The sequence below is a fragment of the Methylocystis sp. Uni0008 genome, from assembly GCF_056838045.1.
This window is the reverse complement of the sequence record NZ_JBXEJH010000004.1, coordinates 14,182-35,839: the sequence shown is the minus strand read 5'-3', so window position 1 is coordinate 35,839 and position 21,658 is coordinate 14,182. Positions and strand designations below refer to the sequence as shown.

Here is a 21,658-nt window from a genome sequence, read left to right as displayed (position 1 = left end):
ATCAAGCCGGCGATGAAATGAGAGAAACGAGTGAAAGTAGGTCTTCCGCATCTGCTTTTGCCATGGGCCAGTTCATGCGTGCTTCATGAGCGGTTGTATTTCGAAACATTCCGAAGGTTCCTCGTAACAGGTTCGCGAATCCCTTCTGCTCGCTCGTCTCGCTCCGTCTTCAGAGGATTGATTGCAAGCATCGGGGGTGTGCCGGCAAGCGCTCGATCAACAAGAATCGATCCATCATCCGTGAGGCCGGTTCGATTACGAATTTTATCGGAAACGCGTTTCACCGCTTCCATAACTGCGTGAAAATAGTTGTCGGGTAGCAGCTCTTCCCTGCAAAATTTCAACACGTCAGGGTGGACGCCTCGGGAGGTCAAATCGGCGCGCAGCTCTTCGGCGCGGCGTTGCGCATCGGATAAAGTCCGGGCCTCCTCGACAACCATAAAGGTCCCTGCGGAGTCTATTGCAAGCCCTCCAAACGAAAGGGCTTGGTTGAGCAGGGTGCGCATTGGCTCGAAGCGTTCACGGCAACGGACGAAGCGGGCAGGTTTCATCGCGTTGCGAATAAAGCCGAGGATGTGCCTGCGGTTCTGTCTCTGGTTCTGGTCGTTGACAAAGGCGTTATAGAGGCGATGCCGCTTTGTCAGGGCAGGGTCTACGTCCGCGATCGAACAAATGGCGAGCAGCTCTGCGATCTCGGAACCGGTAAGACCGTCGTTCGTATCGCCTAGCGCGTCCGCAATTGCTCGAATCTGGGGCTGGGTAAAGAAACTCATGTTGTGTCCGTGAAGCATTCCTACGGGTGTAAGGAGAGATGCTCCTTCGCCCAAAGGAGCGCATTGAGAGCCGCGGCCTTCGCTGTTTCCATGCTCTCGTATGTCTTCACCCCGATGCGCGAATTGCCGTTTGCTCGATTCGCTACTGAGACGGTCCAGCGGGAGCCGCGCGAGAAAACCGTGAGGTTGAACCCCTCGCTATTGAGATATGGGTTTCCTCTCTCGGAAACGCGCCACTGCCGGTTCGCCCAGGTGCGGCGCCGGCTGGCGGCGCTGCGCAGGCGCTTTTCGCGCTCCTTCGGACGCACATAGTCTTGCTCCATGTGCTCGGCGCATACGCACCCGACGGCGAGGATGTCCGAGTAGTCAGCGTGCTGCATGTGATGTACGAAGCGAATATCGACGCTCTCACACATTTCGCAAAGCTGCGAAGGCTCTCCGAGATCGTCTACGTCAACGCAGGTCCAGCCGCGCTGGGGAACGCCCGGCTGTGACCACTTACCGCGTTGCGTATGCTCGGAGACGCCCATGGAGCGCGCTTAGCCCTTCGGCGGGAACGGATCGTCGCCGTAGGTGTTGCGCTCGCGTATGCGGCCGTTTTCGCCATGGATGAAAAGCTCCGCCCCTTGGTTACGGGCGATGTCGCGGCCGGCGCGAATCGCTTCCTGCTGGGTATCGTGGATAGACGTGACGCGGCGGTTACCTTCGCCGCGAACGGCCCAACCGTCGTCATGCGGGACAACATGCTGATTCTTCTTTGACATTTGCCCACCTTTCAAAGTTTCTTGTTGACAAGAACGCCAACATTCTGTTTAAGAATAAAAGAACAAATGGGGTTCGTCAACCACAATAAAAATCAATGGGGGACGTGGTGTTTGGAGACAGGCTGAGATTGGCGCGAAAAAAGGCAGGATTATCGTTGCAGGCGCTTGCTGCGCAGGTTTCGCCGGCGGTCTCGGCGCAAGCGATCGGCAAATACGAGACTGGTAAGATGATGCCGAGTTCATCCGTGCTCGTGGGTTTGAGCAAGGCGCTCGGCGTGTCACTCGATTTCCTGATGAGCACTCAGGTCGTCGAGCTGTCAGGGATGGAATTCCGGAAGCACTCGGGCACTTCCGCACAGGACCGCGCACGCGCGGAAGCGATCGTCATCGAGAAGCTCGAAGACTATCTCGCGGTCGAAGAGATTCTGGGGCTGGAGGCGCCAGAGGACCCCTTCGCAAAGGTCCGCTGCGACAGCGTGAAGAGCTGGGAGGCAGCAATTGACGAGAAGGCCCGCGAGCTGCGGAAGGTTTGGAAGCTCGGGAACGATCCGATCCCCAGCATGACTGATCTGCTTGAGGACAAGGGGATCAAGGTCATAGAAGCGGACCTCCCGGAGCGGTTTGACGGCCTTGCCTGCGATGTGAAGCAGAGCGGGGGCAAGCCGGATACCGAAGTGGTGGTCATTTCGACCCGAACCAATGTTGAGCGGAAGCGCTTCAATCTCGCGCATGAGCTGGCTCATCGGGTCGTTCGCGGAAGCGCCAACCCGGAAATCAAACTCGAAAAGGCAATGAACCGCTTCGCCGGGGCCTTTCTCGCGCCGACGGATCACCTGCGGGGGGAGCTTGGCGAGAACCGACAAGGAATTACCTGGCACGAACTCATCCGCCTAAAGCAGTTTTACGGCATTTCGGCCGCCGCAATGCTCATTCGGCTACGGGACGTAGGCCTGCTGCCGGAGACGACTGTCGAGTATGCGTTTCGCACCTATGCGCGCGCATGGCGCACCAGTGAACCGGAGCCGATCCGTGACGGGGAGGGGTTCGGGACGTTCGAGAAGCCGCAGCGGTTCGAGCGCCTTGTCTATCGGGCCCTGGCGGAAGAGCTGATTTCCCCGCTCCGAGCTGCGCAACTGTTGAAGCGGCCTCTCGCCTCAATCGAAGAGCAAATCCGGGGGCCGCGTAATTCGTGAGTGGCGCTGGCGCAACCACGATCGTTGTCAACGACGCATCCTGCCTTATCGACTTGCGTAAGGGTCGGCTGCTTCATGTGTTGCTAAAGCTGCCTTATAGCTTCGTCATTCCATATCCCGTTCGCCATTCCGAGTTGCTGGATTTCTCACCCCAGGAATGGGCGCTCCTCGACGGCGGGGGAATGGAGACGCTTGACCTGCCGGCGGAGCGCGTTTCGGAGGTGTTTGCGATCAAGGCCTCGTATCCGAAACTCTCGGCGAACGATTGCTTCTGTCTTGTCGCCACGCGCTGTTTTGAAGGCGCCATCCTTCTGACAGGCGACGGGCTGCTTCGCCGCGCTGCTAGCGAAGATGGCCTGCGGGTGCATGGGGTCCTTTGGATTATCGACGAACTGAAGCGAACCGCGCTCTGCGGGGATACCGTGCTCGTCGCGGCGCTAAAAACATGGGGAGAGGACGCCTCCGTCTTCCTGCCAGAAGCAGAAATCGAGCGACGCCTCCGGTTGCTGAAACGTGGGTAGCCTGATTAGGAGACAACCATGACGTCGCCGCTATACACTTGGTCAGGAAGGTATTGCGCCTTTGTTCAGAATGGCCGCGTGTATGATGTACGGTCAAACCATCTGGGATGGATTTGACGATGAAGGGCGTGTGTTCCATGCCGACGGCCAATTCTGGGGTGAGCTGGTTGATGAACGATATATCTTAAAGCGAACGAATACAGTTTCTCCCGCTCGGAGAGCTGTTCGATGTAGACCGGCAAAGCCCGCGGCGCTAGCGCGAAGAGCTAACCTTTGTGCTCGCGTTCCGAGGTCCGGATATACAGGCGCGCTCTCGTCCCTGGTTTTGTGACACTAAAAAGCAACCCGAATGGCAGGGCAGAAGAACGCCCCTACTATTGACTTTCCCCTTCGCCTTCCGGCCTCCGAGGCTGCGCCAGCTCGCGATTGATGCGCGCCGCGTTCTCTTGGTCGACGCGCCGCTGTTCTTCCTCCTGTTTCAGCACGCGCGACTGCTGGTCACGAAGGTTCTGCATCTGCTCGCTCTGCCGGGGATCGGCGGGCATTTCGCGGCGCGTGTTGTCCTCCATGGATCGATCCGCTTCGCGCGCGCTTGCGGCCTCGGCCTGCGCGCGATAAGGCGTCTGCTCGTTCGTTTGCGCGTCATGGGCTTCTTTCGCTTCCCTGGCGCGGTAAGCCTGCTCCGTCTCGCGCGCCGCTTCGCGATCGACCTGCCCCCGAATCTCCTGTAGGCGAATATCGCGCTCGGCCGCCGTCGAGGTGGGACCTTCAGCGCGGGCAGGTTCGTCTCGTTTGTCTTGCCGCGCCATCGGTGCGGCCTCGTGCCTTTGGTCCGACGGCCCCTGGCCCTCGGCAATCCGCGCGCGGTTCACTTCGATCTCGGCGCGAAGTTCGCGAATACGATCCTGCATCTCGGGATTTGTGATTTTATAGCCATGCTCGGCGGCGAGCCGCGAGACCGTCTCCTTGTAAGCGTCGCTCCCGGTGATGTTGAGCGTTTCCCACTTTTCGGACGCCACTTTGAGCGCGGCGTTGACGGAATCCGCATTATTCCAGTCGCGAATATCGAGCTGCTTTCCATTGTCGACAAAGGCGAGGGTTTGCAGCGCGCCGGTGGCGTCGTGTCGGTGGTAATGGATCTCGTCGCCCTTACGCTCGAACGTGATAATCGGCCCGAGGTCACGCGCGGGCTCCGGCTTCACGTAGCGGTCGCCCTGCACATCCGCCTTTTGCTGTTCGAGATTGGTTTGCGCGGCGATGGCTTCGTCGGCCTTGTCGAGTAGCCGGCGCGACTGTTCGGCGAATTGCGCGCGCGCCTCATCGTCGGGAAGCGCCTTGTCGATTTTCGCAATCGTATCGGCCATGCTGTCGCGCGCGGCGATCATCGTTTCGGTTGTTCGCATGGGGCCTTTCTCCTCTGTGTCGGTCGACGGCGCGCGACCGCTTAGAGCGCTCTCGGCGCGGCGCTGAAAATGCGCGATAGCGGCGCTCGGCGCGCCGTCCAACGGTCGGCTTAGTGCGCTGATGGCGCGCGGCACGACAAAAACTTTGCCGGGCTGCGTTCGCGAGGATTTCAGCTCGGTTACGCGCGCGGCCGGCACGTCCACATAAATCATCCGTGCGGCGACGCCCGGCTTCGCATAAGCCGCAGCAGTCGCCAGATCAGCAGCGAACAGCGCGCCGCGTCGATCGCCGCCGCTGTCGAGACGATAAAGCCGCACGGCGCCGGGCGCTGGCGGCGGCGCGCCGCGCGTCGACAGGGTGGCGACGTTCCGCCATTGGCGGGCGGCGTCCTGCGCGCGCCGCCGGCCCTCCTCGCGCGTCGGCCTGTAAATTTCCCGGGTTTTCACGCGCTCGACGCGCCGGCGAACGCTCGGCGGCGCAATGCCGCGCGCCATCATTTTCACGTCTTTGAGTTTGTAGGCTGGCGCATGCGCCTGATCGAACCGCCGGACATTCTCCATGGCGATGCCGCGGGCACGGGCTTCAGCTGCGAGCGTATCGCGCCAGCGCGAAAAATCCTGAATTTTCGGGTCGAGCCGCTTGCCGTCGTCCCGGACAAGGCGAACCGCCGCATGCACATGAATATGCTTGCGGTTCCTATGCATGACGAAAACATATTCATGACCGGCGAACGCGCGCCCCAGCGTCGCCCGCGCGGCGTCCATGAACGCCTCTTTGTCTGTGCCGGGCTTGGCGCTCAAAATGACATGCGCAAAGTCGCGCGGCGCGCTCGATCGCATATGCGGCCGCCAGGATTTAGAGATTTCCAGGCTGATGTTGGCCTCACGCGACGCGGCGCGCGGCAAACGGTTCGGCCGCCCGCGCGCCAGGCGCTCCGCTTCGTCCTTAAGCGCGCGGCCGTCAGGCCCATAGGCGTCTATCTCACCGGCGCGGGTAAGTCGGGCCAGCGCCGTCGTCGCGCCCTCCACCCCATGCGCCCATTTCGGGTCGGTAAATTCGGCGTCCCGGCTGAATGCGCCCTCCAACCGATCGCGCAAACCGTCAATCGACCGCTGATTGTCGTAGATCCGGTGCAGCCGGCCGCCTGCGTTGCGTTCGCGGCTCGCCGCCGTCATGACGATGTCAATGCGGCTGTGCGCGTCACGCTGCGAAAGGCGCCAGGCATAGTGATGGCCGCGAAGGGCCTCCGCGAGCGCGTCTTGCGCCTGCTTTGCCTCCAGCGCACCGTCGAACTGCATTGTGAACTGCAGCACGTCGTTGGACGGCGCGCGTCCATCTTCGGCGCGCCATGTGGCGGCGAAGTCGGCGACGGAGCGCTGTCCGGCGATCATCAATCCGTCATGGCGCTCCAGCGTCAGTTCACCCTTGTCGCTTTGATAGCTCAGCAGTGACTGCGCCCGAGCCGCGCCTGAACCGAAACTCGCGATTTTGACGACCGCCGCCTGCGACCCGGCCGCAAGATTGGCTTTCGCGATCAACGTCGACCGAGAAGTTGAGGTCGCCGCGCTCACCGCAGGCGCGCCGCCGCTCCTCGCCGGTATTGAGGGGCGCACAGTTCGCGACTTCGCGGGCGACGCTCCCGCCGACGCACCGTTCTGCGAGATGCCACCCTTTGCCGCCGCCGCGCGCATCACGCGCAATTCATCGTCGGCCCGGGACTTCTCGCCTGGCACCGGCGCGCGCGGCCCTGTGTCCGGCCGCTCGTCGTGTCGGGGCCGGGGCGCCGCGCGCGAGCTGTTGGCTGTTTGCGCGCGGTAACGCTCAGCCGATTGCACCGCAGCCGCAAGATCGTCCAGCGCCGCCCGATTCTTCGCCGCAAGACGACGCTGCAAGCCTTCCGTCAGAATCGAAAGATCAAGCGCCGCGAGAGTCGTCATGAGGCGCAGTCCTTCTCGATCGCCGTCTCGGCGCGTCTCCGCGCTCGATACGTCAATGACGCGTAGAGCGCGTCGAGCGCCCGCATGATCCCAAGCGCTTCGATAAGCCACGCGCGCACATTCTCTCCCGGGAAAGCGTTGCCCGAGTTCATATGATGAACGGCTTGATTGAGATTAACGCCGATCGCGCGCAGCTGTCGCGTCAATTCGACGACTTCGACGCGTCCTTCGCCGTCAAACGTCGGCCCCATGTCGCTGGCCGCGCGAACCATGCGACGCAGCGCTTCTGTTGTCGTCAGATTCCTCGCTTCGCAGAATGACAGAAACGCCGCCGCCTCCGTCTCATCGACGCGGAAACCGATAAATCGCGTCTTGCGCCGATCGTAATGTCGCTTGTCCGCCATTCGTCGATAGTCCTTAGCGTCCGGTTTGCCTTTGGCAAACTGCCGGACGCGAATATGGCCGGCGCGGCGAGCGCACATAAAGATTTTGTTTCACAAAATCCCTATCCTGCCATTCATCACCACTCTTCGCTTTGCATAGCCGAAAACCCCCATTTTCTCAACGTTTTTCAATGGTTTTGGCAGATTTCAAGACAGTCTCGAACCACTCTCAGTGCACTATCAAGACAGTCTCACGAGGCTCTTAGATCAACATCGAAAGCGTCTCACACAGAGACCCAACGGACTCGCATAAAATTATCACCGTCGCATCAGGCGCATATCAGATCAATCTCCAAGATGCTCCGCGTCGTTGTCATAAAGGTCTTGCGTAAGGAAGGGAGTGGGTCTAAATAGTTGCCATTTTATTAGAGGCTCGCATGAAGCTGACCGGTGAGGAAGTGCAGCGTCTGAAAGAGGGGATTAACGCGCTGAAGCCGAACCGCCGGCTCACGCTGCGCGAACAAATTGGCGCGATCTATGGGCCTTTGATGAAGGCGAAAGGCCGGGGACTGACGAATGCTCAACTTCTCGATTACCTCAGAGAGCAGGGGATTGTGATTTCGGCGCCGTCGCTGTTTCGGGTGTTGAAACAGCTTACGGAACAAAAGGCCCAGCGCGGCTCGAAGCGGGGAAACCATCCCTTCCGCGCGAATGGGAAAATGCGGGCGCCTACGTCATCCGAAATTACAAGGCCCGTATCCATCGGGACCACCGAGTCTGAACCTGTGCCGCGCGCGTCGTCCTTCCGCGTGCGCCGCGACCGCGATGAAATCTAGGAGATCGGCGAATGGATAAGGCGATTTACATGGTCGGCGGCAGCAAGGGCGGCGTCGGCAAGTCCATGGTGACAATGGCGCTCATCCATTTTCTCACGGCGCGCGGCGAGGCGGTTGTCTTGGTCGATGCCGACACGTCAAATCCTGACGTCATGCAGAACTATGAGAAAGAGATCCCGTGCGAGGGTGTCAATCTGGACGATGCCGACGGCTGGATTCAACTCGTCAATCTCTGTGACGAAAACGCGGACAAGACCATTATCGTCAATACGGCGGCGCGCAACAACCAGGGGGTAGGGGCCTACGGCGTCACGCTGAGCGGCACCCTCGATGAACTGAAGCGGCGCCTGGTGACCTTGTGGGTCGTCAATCGTCAACGGGACTCCTTGGAGCTATTGCAGGATTTTCTCGAAGCGATCCCCAATTCGACCGTTCACGTCGTCAAGAACGGCTACTTCGGCGCGGATGAGAAGTTCGAGCTCTATAACGGCTCGAAGACGCGCAAAGCGATCGAGGGGAGGGGCGGCAAGAGCATCCTCTTTCCAGATATGGCGGACCGTGTGAGCGATGACCTCTACAGCAAGCGCCTCAGCATTCGAAAGGCGCTCGCCGATATGCCGATCGGCAATCGCGCCGAATTGAAACGTTGGCTCGCGCAGGTCGATGGCGTCTTTTCGGCGGTCTTGCCGAATGGCTGATGGCATGGAAGCCCACGACGCGACCGGCTTTGAAAAGCTGATCGGCCGGACGGCGACGGAAACAGAACGCCGACAGCTTCGTCGTGTGAAGGAAGTTCTCGGGCTTCGCGACAATGACGCGCTGTGGCTCGTCATCTTCGCGCTTCAATATTACGACAGCCTCTATCGCCAGTTCCCCAAGGCGATTGCCACCGAGGCGGCTGCCATCATGACGCGCACGCGCGAGACGGCGGATGCGCAAATGCGCGCCGGGGTCGAACAGGCCAAGGCCGACCTCGCCCGCGCCGTTGCGCTCGCGGCGCAAGATGTGGCACGCGACGTGGCGCGACGGCAGACGACGCAGTGGCTCATCTATGGGATGGCGGTCGGCGCGGCCCTCGTCCTCACCGGAATTGCAATTGGGCGTGCGCTGGCGCCGTAAGTGGCCCCCGGGATGTCATCGACAACGGTTTGCAGGGATGCGAACGCGACAGGGATGATGGCCGAGGCCAGTCCGCACATCGTCGCTACTTTCCCGCCGCCGGTCTCCAGCCTGCCGCCGTCGCTTCCGCCTCGGAGCAAAACATGCGTTCTTCGGCGCCCGTGATGGTGACCCGGGCGTAGTCGCGACTGCCGGGTACGTGGAAGATTTTCTCTCCCTTGCGGTTGACGTTGCCCTTGATGGCGCAGTCCTTGGCCGGCGTCGGCGCGTCCTTTGACGACGGCTCGGCGTACGCGGCCGAGTTGGGAAGCGGCCGGGAAACGTCCCATAGCTGCTGGAAGCGCGCCTCGAAGGACTTCGCCGCAGACAGGTCGCGAACAACGACGAGATCATTATCCTGCTGCTTGAGCCCGGAGGCCGACAGGTTGGCCGACCCCGACCGAAGAAGGCGCCCATCGACCGCATAGGACTTCAGGTGCATGTATGCGCCCGCTGGTTTCATACGGACATCGTCGGCAATGGGGCGAAGCCGGTCGAGCGCGTGCTGCTGGCTTGGGTCTAGGACGATGCGGAGGCCGACCCCGCGCCGGCGCGCCTCGATCAACGCGTCGACGACGGCCCAGTCCGTGAGCGAGTAGACCGCCATGTCGATCTTCACGCGCGCCAAACGGATCAGGTCGACGTCGATGCGCTCAAGGTTTTCCTCAGGCGCGTAGTGGATTTCCACATCGCCGGCGCGCACGGGCAAGGAGCCGATGCCGCAGAGGAGGGAAGCGCCAACAACGATCCGAAACCAGCGCCGGTGGATCACTGCCACTGGCTCCAGATGATAAAAATGAGGACGACGATGGCCGAGCCGATCGATGTGAATACAACCCGCCAGTTATAGCGCTCGCGGAATGGAAGCTGCCGCCAGCGCGCTTCCTCGTCATCTTCTCGGTTTTGTTGTCCTCGCCAACCCATTGACGTATCCTTTGAGGAGCGGATCCCGACCCGTCTCAACACGACGAAGTCACAATGGTGGGCGTGTTCAGGGAGCGCCAAGTCGGGACGAAGGCTCAAATTTGTCACGGACGTCCAGAATATTTTCGCTGCACGCGGTCAACCATCTTCATCGCCTTCTTGCTCAACTGACGCAGCGCCACCCAGCGCGTCATAGCGACGCGACGCCAACCACTGAAGGCGCAAGGCCTGTGTCAGTAATACGCGTCGTAACCCACCCTGGACCTTTCGCTCGGAGATCACCTGCGCAAGCCGCGAAATAATGAGCGCTCTTCGAGCAATCCGAAAATCGGGATGTGATCGGAGCTCGTAAACGCGGTCGGAAACGATTCTCGCGCGCAAAGATCGGGGCGCTTCGACGACGAGCGACCCAGGCGGTGGATCCTTCTCGTTCAGGATCGCTTTGAACTCTGACCGATCAACCGCGCGCTGCGTGATCAATCGCTCCAAAGCATCCAGGTGCTTGCGCGCGTCAGCATCCTTGCCACTTGTCTCCTGATATTGTGGCAGCGGCCACACCTCGATTTCGAGCACTTCGAACGGGTCAAGCACTGACATGGCAACAGCATCAGTGCGCTGATTGGTCAGGTGACGACGAATGCGCGTGCGCAGCATCTCATTCGTCTGCCCGACATAGATCGGTTCGCCGTCATAATCGAAGAAGGCGTAGACGCCCCATTTGTAATTCCCGACACGGCGAGTCTGCCCCACGGCCTCTTCGAACGACGTATCGAGAAACCTCGCCAGATTGGCTCGCAGATCCTCCGTCTCGAACGGTGGAAAGTTTATGAAATCGGGATCGCGACGAGGTGCGGGCTCGATCGGATTAGGCATGTCGGATCGTCGTCATGTCGGAGGAATGCTGCACCACGCCTCTCCGTTCGATCGTCGTGCGCCGCATCGTCTCATCGCCGAGCGAGGCGATTTCGAAGCTGACATGCTTAATCTCGTCGTCGCGACCTCCAAAGCAGGAATGGAATGCAGCGAGGAGTTCGACGTTCATCAGTGATTGCGCGCCGACTTTCGGCGCCTCAGCAGAGGGTATAGAAGAAGGGAAAAGATCGATGCGGGGCGGCGGCGCACGGAAAGGACCGATCACGGTCGTTCTGGCATCGCTCTCGTCCAACAGCTTTGGACAGGCGCGTCCGATCGTTCCGCAGACCATATCCCAGATGACGAGACCATCGACGCGCTGATTGCGCGCGATGATCTGAGCGCTTATGCGCGTATGAACCCCGGACCAGGCGTTGCGCCGCGGGTCGGCGCCGACATTGGCGCACAGGCTCCAAATGACAAATTCATCTGCGCCTTCCGGGCGCTCGAAAATTTTCGAGTTGTCGCCGTCCAAACAGCCTTTCAGGTCGATGATTGCCGTTCGACCGCTTGTTAGCGTCACAACATAGTCATGCAACAGGCCGCGCTTGGCGCGGTCCCAGCCCGCGATGAAGCCTCGATCCTCCATGTGATTGAGAACATTCTGGACGAACTCCCGCTTGCCTCGCATCGCTGCGGCAAACTCTCCACGTACCTGTTGAATAGCGCCACGGAAAATCGGCGAGGCGTAGAAGTCTTTCTCCGAAAGCCCGTGGTCGCCGAGCTTATGCGCTTGGGTCTTGAGCACTTCAGCAAATTCTGCGATCTGCTGGCGCACGCTTGGGTCCTGCTCGCAAGGAATAACGCTCACGCGGCCTTCTCCGCCTGAGCGCAGACGTCGAGAAGCGGTTCGAGCAGATAGCGCGCCAGATGCCGAACGACATCGACAGCAACGCCGTCGCCCGTCAAATGGTAAGCCTCGTTGTAATTTTTTGGCAGCCTATACGCGTCATCAAGTCCCATTAATCGGGCGGTCTCCCGCGACGAAATCAGGCGCGAACGAATCTTGTTTCCATCGACGACGACGATCGTCTGGCGGCTTGAACCGCCTGCGGGCGTCCGCAGACATCCCGCGACATCGTCAAACCGAATTTCCGCCCGTTGGACCTTGACGCCATTTTCGTCGAGGCGGGTGCGCTTATAGACCCCGCCCACCATCCGACGCCCCGAACGCTTGGCGGCTTCAACCTTCGCCTTGTTGACAGGCGACATCATCGCCAAAATTTGCTTGGTTTCAGCGGCGGTATGCCAGTCGACGCTCGAAGGATTTTCTTCGATGATATCGGCGAAAGAAATCTTGCGACGCGGCGGCGTCGGTAAATTCCACCACAGCATCTTCTTCCTGGCGCGGGAGGAAATGCCGTCAACAGCTCTGCGCAATCCCAGCGTATGAAATGGCTCGATTGGCTCCGGCGACAGGAGCGACGGGTCTATCGTCACATCGTCTCTTACGCCGATCACAAACAATCGTGGCCGGGATTGCGGCACGAACAGAGAGGCGTTGATGATCAAGGCGCCGTATCGATATCCGGCTTCGCCAAAGGTCTTGCAGATCGCTTCGAAATCTCGTCCGCCGTGGGAGGTCAGCGTGCCGCAAACATTCTCGATCGCGATAATCTTCGGCGCGCGATTGTCGTCGATCAGCCCCGTGATGATATCCCAGAACGGATAGAAGGTTCCAGAGCGCTCTCCCTTCAACCCGGCTCCGCCCCCAGCCAAAGATAAATCCTGGCAGGGGAACGACCCCCAAATCAGGTCTGCGTATCCTGACAACGCATCCACGGTGACCTGGCGAACATCGCCGACCTTGAGCTCTCCGCCCATACCCCAGTTGGCTTGATAGGCGAGACCTTTTTTGTGATCGAAATCATTCGCGAACAGACATGTCCAACCGGACCCGAGCCCTGCCCGGGCCATCCCGCCACCGGCAAAAAACTCATAAAAATTAGGCATGACGCTTCCGCTCAATGGCTTGGTCGTCGACCAGAACATCGTCCCGTTCAAGCTTTTCCTTGATGGCCTCGGCAATCCAGGTGTTCCTGGAGACATTGCCGGGACGCGCGCTCCGCGCTTGATCGATCGCCTCGAAGGTCTCGGGCGACAACCGAAGATTGATGCGATCCAGCGGACGAATCGCCTGAATTTTTGAAGAATCGAGCATGCAGCGAAGCTGGCGCCTTTATGGCGCCATGTCCAGTATGTTCTATATATGTTCCTTACGAAATCCCTCTATTATCCGAGCCAATGAGAGAGCATCTCGAGCCCATCTCACTTTAAAATTTCTCGTTTCCAGGTGACCTCCATGCGTTGGGCTCCGCGCTCGTTCCCCGTAAAAATCCATCGCCACCTGAATGTCGCGGACTTGGCCGACATATCACCCGAGGAACTCGAACAATCGGATGAGGATGGCGCGCTCGCTGGCAATCGCTCCTATTGCGATCTGCGCGGCTGCGGCTGGGGGGTCGTTCGCACAGCCCTCGATATCGAGACGAAAGTGATTGACCGACTGAAGATGGCGGATGACATCGAAGCGGAAATGTCGGCCTTCGAAGAAGAGCGCGTTACCGCATTCGACGACGAACCCGCACTCTGGGGGCTGGATGTCGGCGTCGCCTCCGCGACAATCGCGATTTCGGCCTACGGCGCAATCCCCGTGTCCAGCTGCAACGCAGGCGCGTTTGGCGGACGCCACCCAGCGAGCTATCCTCATGTTGCATTTTTTCTTCCGAAGGACCTGGCCCCTGAAATCATGCGCTGCGCGGAGGCCGCCGACGTCGGGCTGCTCTGCGATGAAAGCGGACTCGCGCAAATTTATGGCCAAGGAGAAATGGATCTCGTCCGTTTCGCGCAAACCGCCTGGGAAAGAATCGCAGCTGGCGAAGTAGAGACCCGATGATGAACGCATATCGGCGATCAGCGAAGCGTTTGCTCTTCTCGTGATCAAGGGGGGCGACACTCCGCGCCAACCTGATAGCGACAGCTCGTGCAGTCGTGGCGCAAGAGCTTCTTGCGGCGAGCGAATCGCCGCGCCGATCAATGCGCGCCAGGCTCGGGCGCCGTCCGTTGACCGCCGCGACGAGCGCTCTGATGACCGCTTGTGAACGAGGGGCCGCGCGCGGCCCCTCGGCGACGGTCAGCGGGCCTTCTTGCCCTGCGGCTTGGCGGCGGGCGCTTCCGCCTTCTTAACCGGCTTGTCGGCGAGGCGCTGAATGTCCTCCACCGCGAAAGTGTAGCCGAACCGGCGCTCGCCGTTAGACGCCTTCCATTCGGTCTGCTTCGGGCGCGAGGTGACCTGAACCAGGTCGCCGGATTCGAGTTTTTCGCGGGCCCATTTGATGCGCGAGTCCTGCCGGGCAAAAATCGTATGTTCGATCCACTCGGGATTGTCGATCCACTCGCCGCTGCCGTTCTTGTAGGGGTTGTTCGAGCAGACGGTGACGACGAGATTGGCGCCGACTTCCTTGAGCTGACCGACCCGGCCCACCTGAATGTGCGTGTTGAGCTGCGACATTTTCTCTCTCCTATCGTTGGGCCTCGGCCCGTTGCGATGGCGGTCTGAAAGCGCCGGGGTAAGGAGACCACAGAGCCGCAAGGCCGTAAGGGCCGCAGCGGGCAAGCAAAGCGCCGCGCGCCGGCCGCGACGGAGAATTTTGGAGGGCGCGCCGCGCCCGTGCGCGAGGAATTGCCGCATAGCGGCAAGGGGAAAATTCTTCGGCGCAGGCGCCGACGTGGCTTCGCCGGCGCTAGACAAGCCAGTAAAGAGCAACGGGCGAAGGCCCGACGTGGCAAGTGAGATCTGTGCTGCGTTCGGCACACAATCAGGTCCGTCGAATTGTCCCCGAGGCGCGGCCCCCTTCGTTCTCACACCATCGCGTAACGCCACAAGTAGGCTTGCCGATGATCGATCCCGTGTGGCCGTATCAATGATGCCAAGGCAAGCAGTTCAAATGGGCCGATTATGAGAAGCCCAGCGCCTATTGAGTGAAGACCCTCACGCCGCGCAAACAGTCGAGCGGCTTTGGGCGCGGCGCATCCGAAGCGTAAGTGAGGAGGAAGAGACGAAGCCATGTCGCCGCGGAATGCGCCTGTTGCACGCAGTCGAAGAATGGGCGACGTTGCGCTTTGTCCGCGACGCGGGGGGGGGGCGGCTATCCAAATATTGGTCGATCTTAGGCATAGTGTTGCGATGAACGAGATTGTTTTAGCCGACGCCGATAGAGAAGGTGAAACGATGACGGCGCGCATTATACGCTATGATCGGGAGCAACGCCGCCTCGAACTGGCGGCGCCCAACACGACTGTTGTTTTCACGCTTTACGGCGATGGCGAACGGTTCACGGGAGCGCTTGGCGGCCGAAGCTTCTACTGGGATGCGCCGCGCGCCGAGCATACGAAAAAGCGAGTCAAGCGTTAGCCCCGGCGCGCATCCCAATTGTCGTCACGAATTCGGCATTTTCAGCAGCTCCTTATAGCCCTGCTGCGTCATCCATCGTGCGCGGGCGTAATGGCTGTGATAGACGCGCCGCGCGCGTTCACGGTCGACGTCGGGATCGATCTTGAGGACGATTCGGCTCGCCTCTTCCCAGCCAGCGCCGTCACGCGCCGCATCGAGCAGGCGCAGATAAACGATCATATGCGAGATATCGTAATCGGTCAGCTCGAGCGTCGTTGGCGCTGCGTCTGCGACCGTGTCGGATTGATTGGGAATCATGGTTGGCCTCCTTCGATACGCAGCCTACGCTTGGATCGCTCCCCGTACGATTGCAGCCGCAAGGTAGCCGATAGCGCCGATATGTGACGGCATTCAGGGTGCGCCGTGCGAGGATCAGCCCCGCTCGCGACGCTCTGCAACGGAACGCGCAGTTGGTCGGGGCGTCCATCGTGACTAACACGTGACGCCTTTCGCGTTCTGGAATCGAGCCGCGATAAAGCGCCAAAGTGGATGGCGTGACGGACTGGCGATCTCGCGGTGGTTTAAGCGAATGGGAACGAGAGATGGAATTGGTGTTGATCACGTCCGGTACATTCATTGTTCGAGCCTGCGGCTTGCAACTTAGGAGGAGTAGCGCGTCCTTGCGGTCGTCGCGCCGTCGACGAATTCGAAAGCCGGAAAATCCGTCCATTCAGAAGTCCGTCGCTACGCGTTGTTAGCTAAAGACGGCGCGGTCGCGCCCCATAGAGGCTCGCAAGGCGAGCGCAAGAAGGGGCCATAGTCCCGACGCGAGCGTAGCGACGCCAAAGGGCTATTGCCCGGCCCGCTTTTCGGAAAAATTGCGACCTCTGGTCCGAGTGAGCATAGCGACGGCGCGCGCCGACACGAGGCCAGTGCGAGCCCGAAAAACGGGCGCTGTGATCAGCCCCGTAGTCGAGCCTACACGGATAGCGCTTGAAATACGCGCACACAATCATGCAGGCGTATCTCGTCGCAGGAATTTGCGAAGGTCTTGATAAACAATGATCAATCCCGCTTCTGCACCTGAGAGCCAAGCGTTTGGCGAAGAATACCAGCGACGCTTTGTTCGATGCACTTTTCGAAGTTCTTGCTCTTTGCAGGCGCTGCGCGACCGCGCTCAATGGAATGGCTTGTGGCGCGCAACACAATCTCCAAGCGCTCCCCGTTCGAGGTCGTCTGGATGCCGGGCGTGTCAGCGACAGCTGATTACGCGGCGTCCTCTTCGTCGCTATCGGCGCGGCTCAAGACGTCGAACACATTGGCGACCACGTCCACGCCGTAAATCGTCTTGCCGTCCTTCTCATAGGACGTTTCGGCAACGCGACATTCGGCGTAGATCGGCGCGCCCTTTCTGACGTTCTTCAACACGAAAGCCGCGTCGCGCTCGTTCAGCAGAGTGACCGTAACCCAGTCCGTCTTTTCGACGCGTTCGCGCGATTTCCTGTCGGTCCAACTACGATTCGTCGCCACGCTGACCTTCGCGATTTTGCCATCATCGAACGCCTTCGGCTCTTGCCCGACATAGCCTCGTAGAATGAAAAGATTGGTTGTTCTCATTGCTTCTCTCCAATCATGCGAAACGATCGCCACCCGATTCCAGGGGTGGAAATACCGCGCGCGCTGGCTAGCATTTTATTAGAAGAATGGCGATAGTAAGATTGTCTCGAATAGGGTTTAGGCCTTAACATAGAGCCTTGCGGCGGCATGTGTCGTGCGCTTCGCCTGCGCGGAGGTGAAACACGAAGGCGCTTCCTCGACACGTCCTCAAGGTCGCTGACGGCGAAGTCGCCGCCGAGCGCAGATATGACGAGGCTCGGTCGATATGGGCTCGGCCCAAACACTGCACGCAACAACGCTGAGAGGAACGCAGCCGTTTGACGGAACGGGTTGATATGCTCGACGAATTGAGGGCCCTGGCGATCGGCGCTGTGATGCTGTCGCATTTCGCACTCGCCTTCGGGTCGCAATCGGCCGTCGCGTTCTGGCTCAACCTTCCTGATCTCAGTGTCGGCGTCGATCTGTTCTTTGTGATTTCAGGTTTTCTGATTTTCCAGAATCTCGCCGATCTGACCGATACGGCCAGCGGTTTCACGCGCGCCATGGCAGCCTTCTATGCGCGCCGGCTGACCCGGATCGCGCTTCCGGCATGGGCGATCCTCACGGCGCTCGCAATGGCTAATCTTGAACATCCCGCATCGAGCGCCGCTGATCTTTGGACGGCGGCGGCGTTCGTCGCAAACGTCCATTGGGCGCGATGCGACGTCGCGCCCAGCTGCGGCGATGCGCTCGCGGCCTCTCATTTCTGGTCGCTGGCGAGCGAAGCGCAATTCTATCTCCTGGCGCCGGCGTTGCTGTTCGCGCGGGGGCGCGCGCCGCTCTACGCGGCGACTGCAACCATTCTGCTGCTCGCGCTCATTCCCCGCCCGCACGGCTCCCTGCTATGGGCGCTGCGTCCGGAAGCGCTCCTGCTTGGCGCGGCGCTCGCCAGCGAGGTGCGGCGGCGCGCCACCTGGCTGGTGAAGGCGCCGCCTGTGTCCGCCGGCATGGCTGCATGGTGGATACTGGTCGCGTCCATGATGGCACGAATTGCAATTGGCCCCTTCTCGGGGTTGGCGAGGGCGCTTGTCGCGCTGGTCAGCGCCGGCGTTGTTCTGGGAAGTCTTAAAGGAACGCCCATCGGGAGCCATGTTGGCGAGGCCGTGCGCAGAGTCGGCCGGGCGTCGTTCTCCGTCTATCTCATCCACCTGCCGCTGATCGGCGTCGCGGCGGAATCGGATGCCGCGAGGATCGGCGTACCGGCCGCCGTCCTTGGTGCTCTGGCCGCGATCGCCGCCGCGACGATAGTGATCGAGTTCGCAATCGTGCGGCCGGCGGCGCAGCTCGGCCGGGTCTGGAGCGCGCGCATCGCATCTACTCACTACCAATCACAGGCGGCAGACCGAAAATCGATTCGCGTTTAGTCAGGCATGGTCGACGTGAAAGCGACCGTTCTGCTTGCCGCAGTGCTAGCGGCGCTCGCGTAGTGCAGACGGCGGTGGCGAGTATCACGCACATTCCATTCAGGTTCTCCGCAGTCGGTTCATCCGGCGTCGACATGGCACATGGCGCTTGCTGAACGTTGTTGCAAAATTAACCCTTGAAAAGTCCGAGCGCCGCGACTCGCTTGCTCCGTAACGACGACAACGCCTCGGACATCGTACAAACGCCGAATTATCGCCTTAACCATATGTAACGCTTGCGCTTCCGACTATCACGCGGATTGGGGGACGGTGGAAAGCAGGCGATGCGGCAAAACGCAGGCTTACGCAAGAGAACGATAAAGCACGGACGCATCTGGTGCGCACCGTTGCGGCTTTATTTTCCAAGAATTTTTCGCATTTCGCGGAAGGCCGTGAAGCGTGCGCGCGAGGACAACGCACCAGCACCTCAACGCACCACTTACACGCTCGATCCGAGCGCCATGACGGCGATCCGAGGCTACGTCTTCGATGAAATCGATCACCTCGACCGCAACGCGTCGCATTCGCTGATTCTCCGACATCACTGGTCAAGATCGCTCGCCAGTTCCTATCTTGAGGGCGTCGAAGATGTGATGGACGCATGCAACAGCACGGGACTTTTCGAAGTTGACGACGCGGTATTCACACTCACGGAACGGCCGACGCGCGCCGACTGGCCGGCGTCGATGATCATCTACGTCGCAGAGATTTACGCCGCACAAAACGCGATCGACGCCGAACATTTTGAAGTTGTCGTCGGCCCGGACGGACGCGCCGTGCCGCGCGAATTGCTCGGCTGAGGGGTGATATGGAAAACGAAACGAAACGAGGCTGGACGATTCAGCACGATGGCGGCGAACCGTTGCCAGCGCCAATAGCCGAGTTGGTCGAGCGTTGGCTTGCCCTGACGGGATGGTGATCCAATCTCGGCGCTGGTGATCGCCGCTGAAGAATTGATGCTTTTGGCGCCCGCCACGAGCCGCGGATTTTCGCGTTTGCCGCCTATCGAACGTCCGGTCACAGTGGTGAAATAGTGGGTCGACATGGATTTCTGAAACAGATTTGTCTCGACAGGTGTGGGGCGATAGCTTTGTCTTATGCAAAAGAAATTTGGCTGTGGAAGCCGGTTGGCCTGATTTCAAGCGGCAGTCGTGCCCGTTTTCCTCTCGGCCATGGGAGCATGCAAAGTCGTGGGGTTCGTCACGCTGAGAGCCGCATTGGGTGATTTTCATTGTCTGGTTCGAAGTCTGGATAGAGCCGCCTGAACGAGCCGGCGAGGGTCTTGTTGAGAACGGCAACACGCACGTCAAGAAAGGGCTGCACAGTCCACCTATTCCATCGCATCTGCTGCTTCTTGATCATGCGCTTTGATAGGATTTCATTAACTGCGCTTTCCACAAATGCGGTTGAAATCGGCAGCCGATCGCGGTGTCGCCGTCCGTAGTTCACGAGCGCAAGTTCATTGGCGTAGAGATATTCAATCAGATCGTTGATGTGTCGCCGGACCGCGGCGGCGCCTTTGACGTCTCTGACATGAGCGGCGTCAAACCAATGCATCAGTCGCGCCAAGCGCCCAAGACATGCGCTGGAGCGGCCGTGCCAGAGTCTCCACTTGGCGCTCTCGAGTTCGCGGATTGGATGGCCTTGGAGGTAGTCGCTGAGAGTGCCGGCGCCAAGGCCGCGCGCCGCCTGCAAAGCGTGTTCAAAACGCATGGCGATATGGAACCAGTCGAGGATGAGAGTCGACTCTGGCATGACCTGACGCTGCAACTTCCACAGTCCAGGGTCGCCGTCGCAAAGCACCGTCGCCGGCGTGCCGAGACGGACGCCCGCGCTCACAATCGCATCGGCAAATTCGCTCGCAGAATTGCCGTTGCGAGCAAAGGCGAAGCGATGCTGCGATCCATCGACATTGAGCACCTTGCCCGTTAGCACTTCGAAATTCCGCTCGGGACGACGATGCCGGCTGCGCAGATAGCCTCCATCAAGGCCGATCACGACTGCGGGGGTCACTGCGTCAATGTCGGGATCCGCCACTCCCTCGGGACGCAGTCGCGCGATATGCTCGCCGACACGGCGGGTTCGATTACGCACCGTACCGGCATTGACGGCGCCGCCGATGGGCAGCAACTCCGCGAGCAGATCCGCCACCTTGGCAAACGGCGCAAGCGCGGCGAATTTGGCGGTGACGTAGGCGAGTTCGGGCGCTATGCCGCGTTCAAGCGTCAACGCCGAAAAACTTCTCGGTTCATCCGCGACTTCGCGGCAGCATTGGCAGTTCGTGAACCGACGAACTCGAAGCGGCACGTCGCCGAAGAGGGATCGAAAGGTGACCTATCTGTACCCTTTGCTCGACAAGGTCGATCCGCAATGTGCACAGCACCGGAAGCGCTCGCCCATCGTCGTCGCCTGCGCGCGGACCATTTCCGTTTGAATAGCAGCGGTAAGACGTTTCCCTTCGCCAAGCGACAGACCAAGCGTTTCCGGGACAGTGAACTCGTCTCTTTCGATCCGGGCCACCTCGACCTCGGTTTCCGCCGCTTCGTCCCCAAAGTCCGCGACAAGCTTCACCCGCCAAACCAGCTTTTGCATAGGCTCGCCTTTCCCAAAGAGGCGATCTTAACCCTCGAAAATTTACATACTCCCCACAACCTTGCATGCTCTCGACACCGGGACTGCCCATGACCGTGTCGTAGTGTGCGCCCATCAAAAGGATTTCTGGCTGCCGCGCGCCGCCGCTGCGCGTTATCTCAAGATTGAGGCAGCGAACTCCCGAAACTTCGTATGCCAATCGCTCGACAACATAGCCCTGCTGTTCCCATTGACGCTCGATGTACGCCGCCGCCTGCAGCCCTCGGGAATGGTGAACATTGCGCTCGCCGATCTCGCCAGCCAGCTGTTCGACGTGAGCTCGGAGGTTCTGCATTGAGGCTTGCGTTTCGGTCTCCATTGATCGACCCCAGAAGCTTGGGACACAGTCGCTGGCAGCTTGAGATACCACCGTAAGCTCCTGCGGCAGAAGAGACAATTAACGCCATTGAGCATTCGGCGCCGGGCTTTTGGCGTCGGCGGTGAGCCGGCGAGGACGAGCGTGGCTCGTCAGGCGCTCGAACAGTTGATTGCGCGTGGCGTCGTTCATCAAGCCCCCTAGCGCCTGCACGCCCTCCAATCATTTGTCCGGCAATCGATCATTTCAAGGTCGATCGCCAATTTGTCCGGAAACTATGTCTGACAATGGCAAGCCGGGCAGGATGATTGTCGGACAAGAAAGCGGACATGTCCTGGAAAATCGCAGTGGCGCCGCCCGGGCCGCGTAAACGCCGTTGCGGATGGTCTGCATATGCTGATCGTTCACGATCCTGCCAATCGCGGCGAGCTTCACGTCCAGTTCCTAAAGGCCG

At 60.2% G+C, this 21,658-nt stretch carries 25 protein-coding genes and 2 pseudogenes; 12 read left to right on the top strand and 15 right to left on the bottom strand.

Annotation, left to right across the window (positions count from 1 at the left end; translation table 11 throughout):
* Nucleotide 1 precedes the first annotated feature (1 nt).
* The 3 genes and pseudogenes from AC0X69_RS22930 to AC0X69_RS22920 form a co-directional block, all read right to left on the bottom strand.
* Nucleotides 2-440 (bottom strand): annotated as a pseudogene (locus AC0X69_RS22930) (TIGR02391 family protein).
* A 353-nt stretch (nt 441-793) separates the two neighbouring features.
* Nucleotides 794-1,303 (bottom strand): hypothetical protein, encoded by a 510-nt coding sequence (locus tag AC0X69_RS22925; protein ID WP_482614149.1) that lies wholly within the window; start codon nt 1,301-1,303, stop codon nt 794-796.
* A gap of 9 nt (nt 1,304-1,312) precedes the next feature.
* The gene (locus AC0X69_RS22920; protein WP_482614148.1) at nt 1,313-1,537 is read right to left on the bottom strand and encodes a DUF2188 domain-containing protein; all 225 of its coding nucleotides are present in this window, start codon (nt 1,535-1,537) and stop codon (nt 1,313-1,315) included.
* Between the two features lie 155 nt (nt 1,538-1,692).
* On the opposite strand from AC0X69_RS22920, the gene AC0X69_RS22915 reads away from it, so the two are divergent.
* From AC0X69_RS22915 to AC0X69_RS22905, 3 genes are read left to right on the top strand one after another with little or no spacing between them, the layout of a single operon-like run.
* Nucleotides 1,693-2,730: a helix-turn-helix domain-containing protein gene (locus AC0X69_RS22915; RefSeq protein WP_482614147.1), complete on the top strand. Its 1,038-nt coding sequence runs from the start codon at nt 1,693-1,695 to the stop codon at nt 2,728-2,730.
* Entirely contained in the window at nt 2,727-3,251 is a 525-nt protein-coding gene (locus AC0X69_RS22910; RefSeq protein ID WP_482614146.1) for a PIN domain-containing protein, read from the top strand. Before AC0X69_RS22915 ends, AC0X69_RS22910 begins: the two co-directional genes overlap by 4 nt.
* A gap of 18 nt (nt 3,252-3,269) precedes the next feature.
* A complete protein-coding gene (locus AC0X69_RS22905) occupies nt 3,270-3,368 on the top strand; it encodes a 4-fold beta flower protein (RefSeq protein ID WP_482614145.1) in 99 nt (32 codons plus the stop codon).
* Nucleotides 3,369-3,625: 257 nt separating this feature from the next.
* Here the strand turns inward: AC0X69_RS22905 and AC0X69_RS22900 are convergent, their stop codons facing one another.
* Nucleotides 3,626-6,592: an LPD7 domain-containing protein gene (locus tag AC0X69_RS22900; RefSeq protein ID WP_482614144.1), complete on the bottom strand. Its 2,967-nt coding sequence runs from the start codon at nt 6,590-6,592 to the stop codon at nt 3,626-3,628.
* Complete coding sequence (locus AC0X69_RS22895; protein ID WP_482614143.1) at nt 6,589-6,996, bottom strand: MobC domain-containing protein; 408 nt, start codon at nt 6,994-6,996, stop codon at nt 6,589-6,591. The genes AC0X69_RS22900 and AC0X69_RS22895 overlap by 4 nt, the downstream gene beginning before the upstream one ends.
* Nucleotides 6,997-7,412: 416 nt before the next feature.
* Here AC0X69_RS22895 and AC0X69_RS22890 point away from each other — a divergent pair, with 416 nt between their 5' ends.
* From AC0X69_RS22890 to AC0X69_RS22880, 3 genes are read left to right on the top strand one after another with little or no spacing between them, the layout of a single operon-like run.
* Nucleotides 7,413-7,811, top strand: a complete 399-nt coding sequence (locus AC0X69_RS22890) for a hypothetical protein (protein WP_482614141.1) — start codon at nt 7,413-7,415, stop codon at nt 7,809-7,811.
* An 11-nt stretch (nt 7,812-7,822) separates the two neighbouring features.
* Nucleotides 7,823-8,509: a nucleotide-binding protein gene (locus AC0X69_RS22885; protein ID WP_482614140.1), complete on the top strand. Its 687-nt coding sequence runs from the start codon at nt 7,823-7,825 to the stop codon at nt 8,507-8,509.
* A gap of 4 nt (nt 8,510-8,513) precedes the next feature.
* A complete protein-coding gene (locus AC0X69_RS22880) occupies nt 8,514-8,930 on the top strand; it encodes a hypothetical protein (RefSeq protein WP_482614138.1) in 417 nt (138 codons plus the stop codon).
* Between the two features lie 85 nt (nt 8,931-9,015).
* Here AC0X69_RS22880 and AC0X69_RS22875 read toward each other — a convergent pair whose 3' ends face one another.
* The 5 genes from AC0X69_RS22875 to AC0X69_RS22855 all read right to left on the bottom strand — a co-directional run bounded on the left by AC0X69_RS22875 (nt 9,016) and on the right by AC0X69_RS22855 (nt 12,758).
* Nucleotides 9,016-9,741 carry a phospholipase D-like domain-containing protein gene (locus AC0X69_RS22875; protein ID WP_482614136.1) on the bottom strand — a complete coding sequence of 242 codons (726 nt, stop codon included), beginning with the start codon at nt 9,739-9,741 and terminating at the stop codon, nt 9,016-9,018.
* Nucleotides 9,738-9,893, bottom strand: a complete 156-nt coding sequence (locus tag AC0X69_RS22870; RefSeq protein WP_164479465.1) for a hypothetical protein — start codon at nt 9,891-9,893, stop codon at nt 9,738-9,740. Before AC0X69_RS22870 ends, AC0X69_RS22875 begins: the two co-directional genes overlap by 4 nt.
* Before the next feature lie 138 nt (nt 9,894-10,031).
* On the bottom strand, nt 10,032-10,766 hold the full coding sequence (locus AC0X69_RS22865; RefSeq protein ID WP_482614135.1) for a GIY-YIG nuclease family protein: 735 nt from the start codon (nt 10,764-10,766) through the stop codon (nt 10,032-10,034).
* Nucleotides 10,759-11,616, bottom strand: coding sequence for a hypothetical protein (locus tag AC0X69_RS22860; RefSeq protein ID WP_482614133.1), 858 nt, complete (start codon nt 11,614-11,616; stop codon nt 10,759-10,761). Before AC0X69_RS22860 ends, AC0X69_RS22865 begins: the two co-directional genes overlap by 8 nt.
* Nucleotides 11,613-12,758, bottom strand: coding sequence for a DNA cytosine methyltransferase (locus tag AC0X69_RS22855; protein WP_482614178.1), 1,146 nt, complete (start codon nt 12,756-12,758; stop codon nt 11,613-11,615). The genes AC0X69_RS22860 and AC0X69_RS22855 overlap by 4 nt, the downstream gene beginning before the upstream one ends.
* Between AC0X69_RS22855 and AC0X69_RS22850 the strand changes: the two genes are divergently transcribed.
* Both AC0X69_RS22850 and AC0X69_RS22845 read left to right on the top strand, forming a co-directional pair.
* On the top strand, nt 12,757-12,954 hold the full coding sequence (locus AC0X69_RS22850; protein ID WP_170162611.1) for a hypothetical protein: 198 nt from the start codon (nt 12,757-12,759) through the stop codon (nt 12,952-12,954). The genes AC0X69_RS22855 and AC0X69_RS22850 overlap by 2 nt on opposite strands.
* 153 nt (nt 12,955-13,107) lie before the next feature.
* Nucleotides 13,108-13,701, top strand: coding sequence for a hypothetical protein (locus AC0X69_RS22845; protein WP_482614131.1), 594 nt, complete (start codon nt 13,108-13,110; stop codon nt 13,699-13,701).
* A gap of 237 nt (nt 13,702-13,938) precedes the next feature.
* Here AC0X69_RS22845 and AC0X69_RS22840 read toward each other — a convergent pair whose 3' ends face one another.
* Complete coding sequence (locus AC0X69_RS22840) at nt 13,939-14,316, bottom strand: single-stranded DNA-binding protein (protein WP_482614129.1); 378 nt, start codon at nt 14,314-14,316, stop codon at nt 13,939-13,941.
* A gap of 720 nt (nt 14,317-15,036) precedes the next feature.
* On the opposite strand from AC0X69_RS22840, the gene AC0X69_RS22835 reads away from it, so the two are divergent.
* Nucleotides 15,037-15,219, top strand: a complete 183-nt coding sequence (locus tag AC0X69_RS22835; RefSeq protein WP_482614128.1) for a hypothetical protein — start codon at nt 15,037-15,039, stop codon at nt 15,217-15,219.
* A gap of 24 nt (nt 15,220-15,243) precedes the next feature.
* Here the strand turns inward: AC0X69_RS22835 and AC0X69_RS22830 are convergent, their stop codons facing one another.
* Both AC0X69_RS22830 and AC0X69_RS22825 read right to left on the bottom strand, forming a co-directional pair.
* Entirely contained in the window at nt 15,244-15,516 is a 273-nt protein-coding gene (locus tag AC0X69_RS22830) for a DNA -binding domain-containing protein (protein WP_482614127.1), read from the bottom strand.
* 948 nt (nt 15,517-16,464) lie between these two features.
* Entirely contained in the window at nt 16,465-16,815 is a 351-nt protein-coding gene (locus AC0X69_RS22825; RefSeq protein ID WP_124740233.1) for a single-stranded DNA-binding protein, read from the bottom strand.
* Nucleotides 16,816-17,132: 317 nt separating this feature from the next.
* On the opposite strand from AC0X69_RS22825, the gene AC0X69_RS22820 reads away from it, so the two are divergent.
* Together AC0X69_RS22820 and AC0X69_RS22815 are read left to right on the top strand one after the other, a co-directional pair.
* Nucleotides 17,133-18,218, top strand: a complete 1,086-nt coding sequence (locus AC0X69_RS22820; RefSeq protein ID WP_482614126.1) for an acyltransferase family protein — start codon at nt 17,133-17,135, stop codon at nt 18,216-18,218.
* 500 nt (nt 18,219-18,718) lie between these two features.
* A complete protein-coding gene (locus tag AC0X69_RS22815) occupies nt 18,719-19,057 on the top strand; it encodes a hypothetical protein (protein WP_482614125.1) in 339 nt (112 codons plus the stop codon).
* A gap of 400 nt (nt 19,058-19,457) precedes the next feature.
* Here AC0X69_RS22815 and AC0X69_RS22810 read toward each other — a convergent pair.
* A pseudogene (locus tag AC0X69_RS22810) lies at nt 19,458-20,576 on the bottom strand (ISKra4 family transposase); the annotation flags it as partial.
* Between the two features lie 15 nt (nt 20,577-20,591).
* Nucleotides 20,592-20,849, bottom strand: coding sequence for a hypothetical protein (locus AC0X69_RS22805; RefSeq protein WP_482614124.1), 258 nt, complete (start codon nt 20,847-20,849; stop codon nt 20,592-20,594).
* 61 nt (nt 20,850-20,910) lie between these two features.
* On the opposite strand from AC0X69_RS22805, the gene AC0X69_RS22800 reads away from it, so the two are divergent.
* A complete protein-coding gene (locus tag AC0X69_RS22800; RefSeq protein WP_482614123.1) occupies nt 20,911-21,186 on the top strand; it encodes a hypothetical protein in 276 nt (91 codons plus the stop codon).
* The last annotated feature ends 472 nt before the right edge of the window (nt 21,187-21,658 follow it).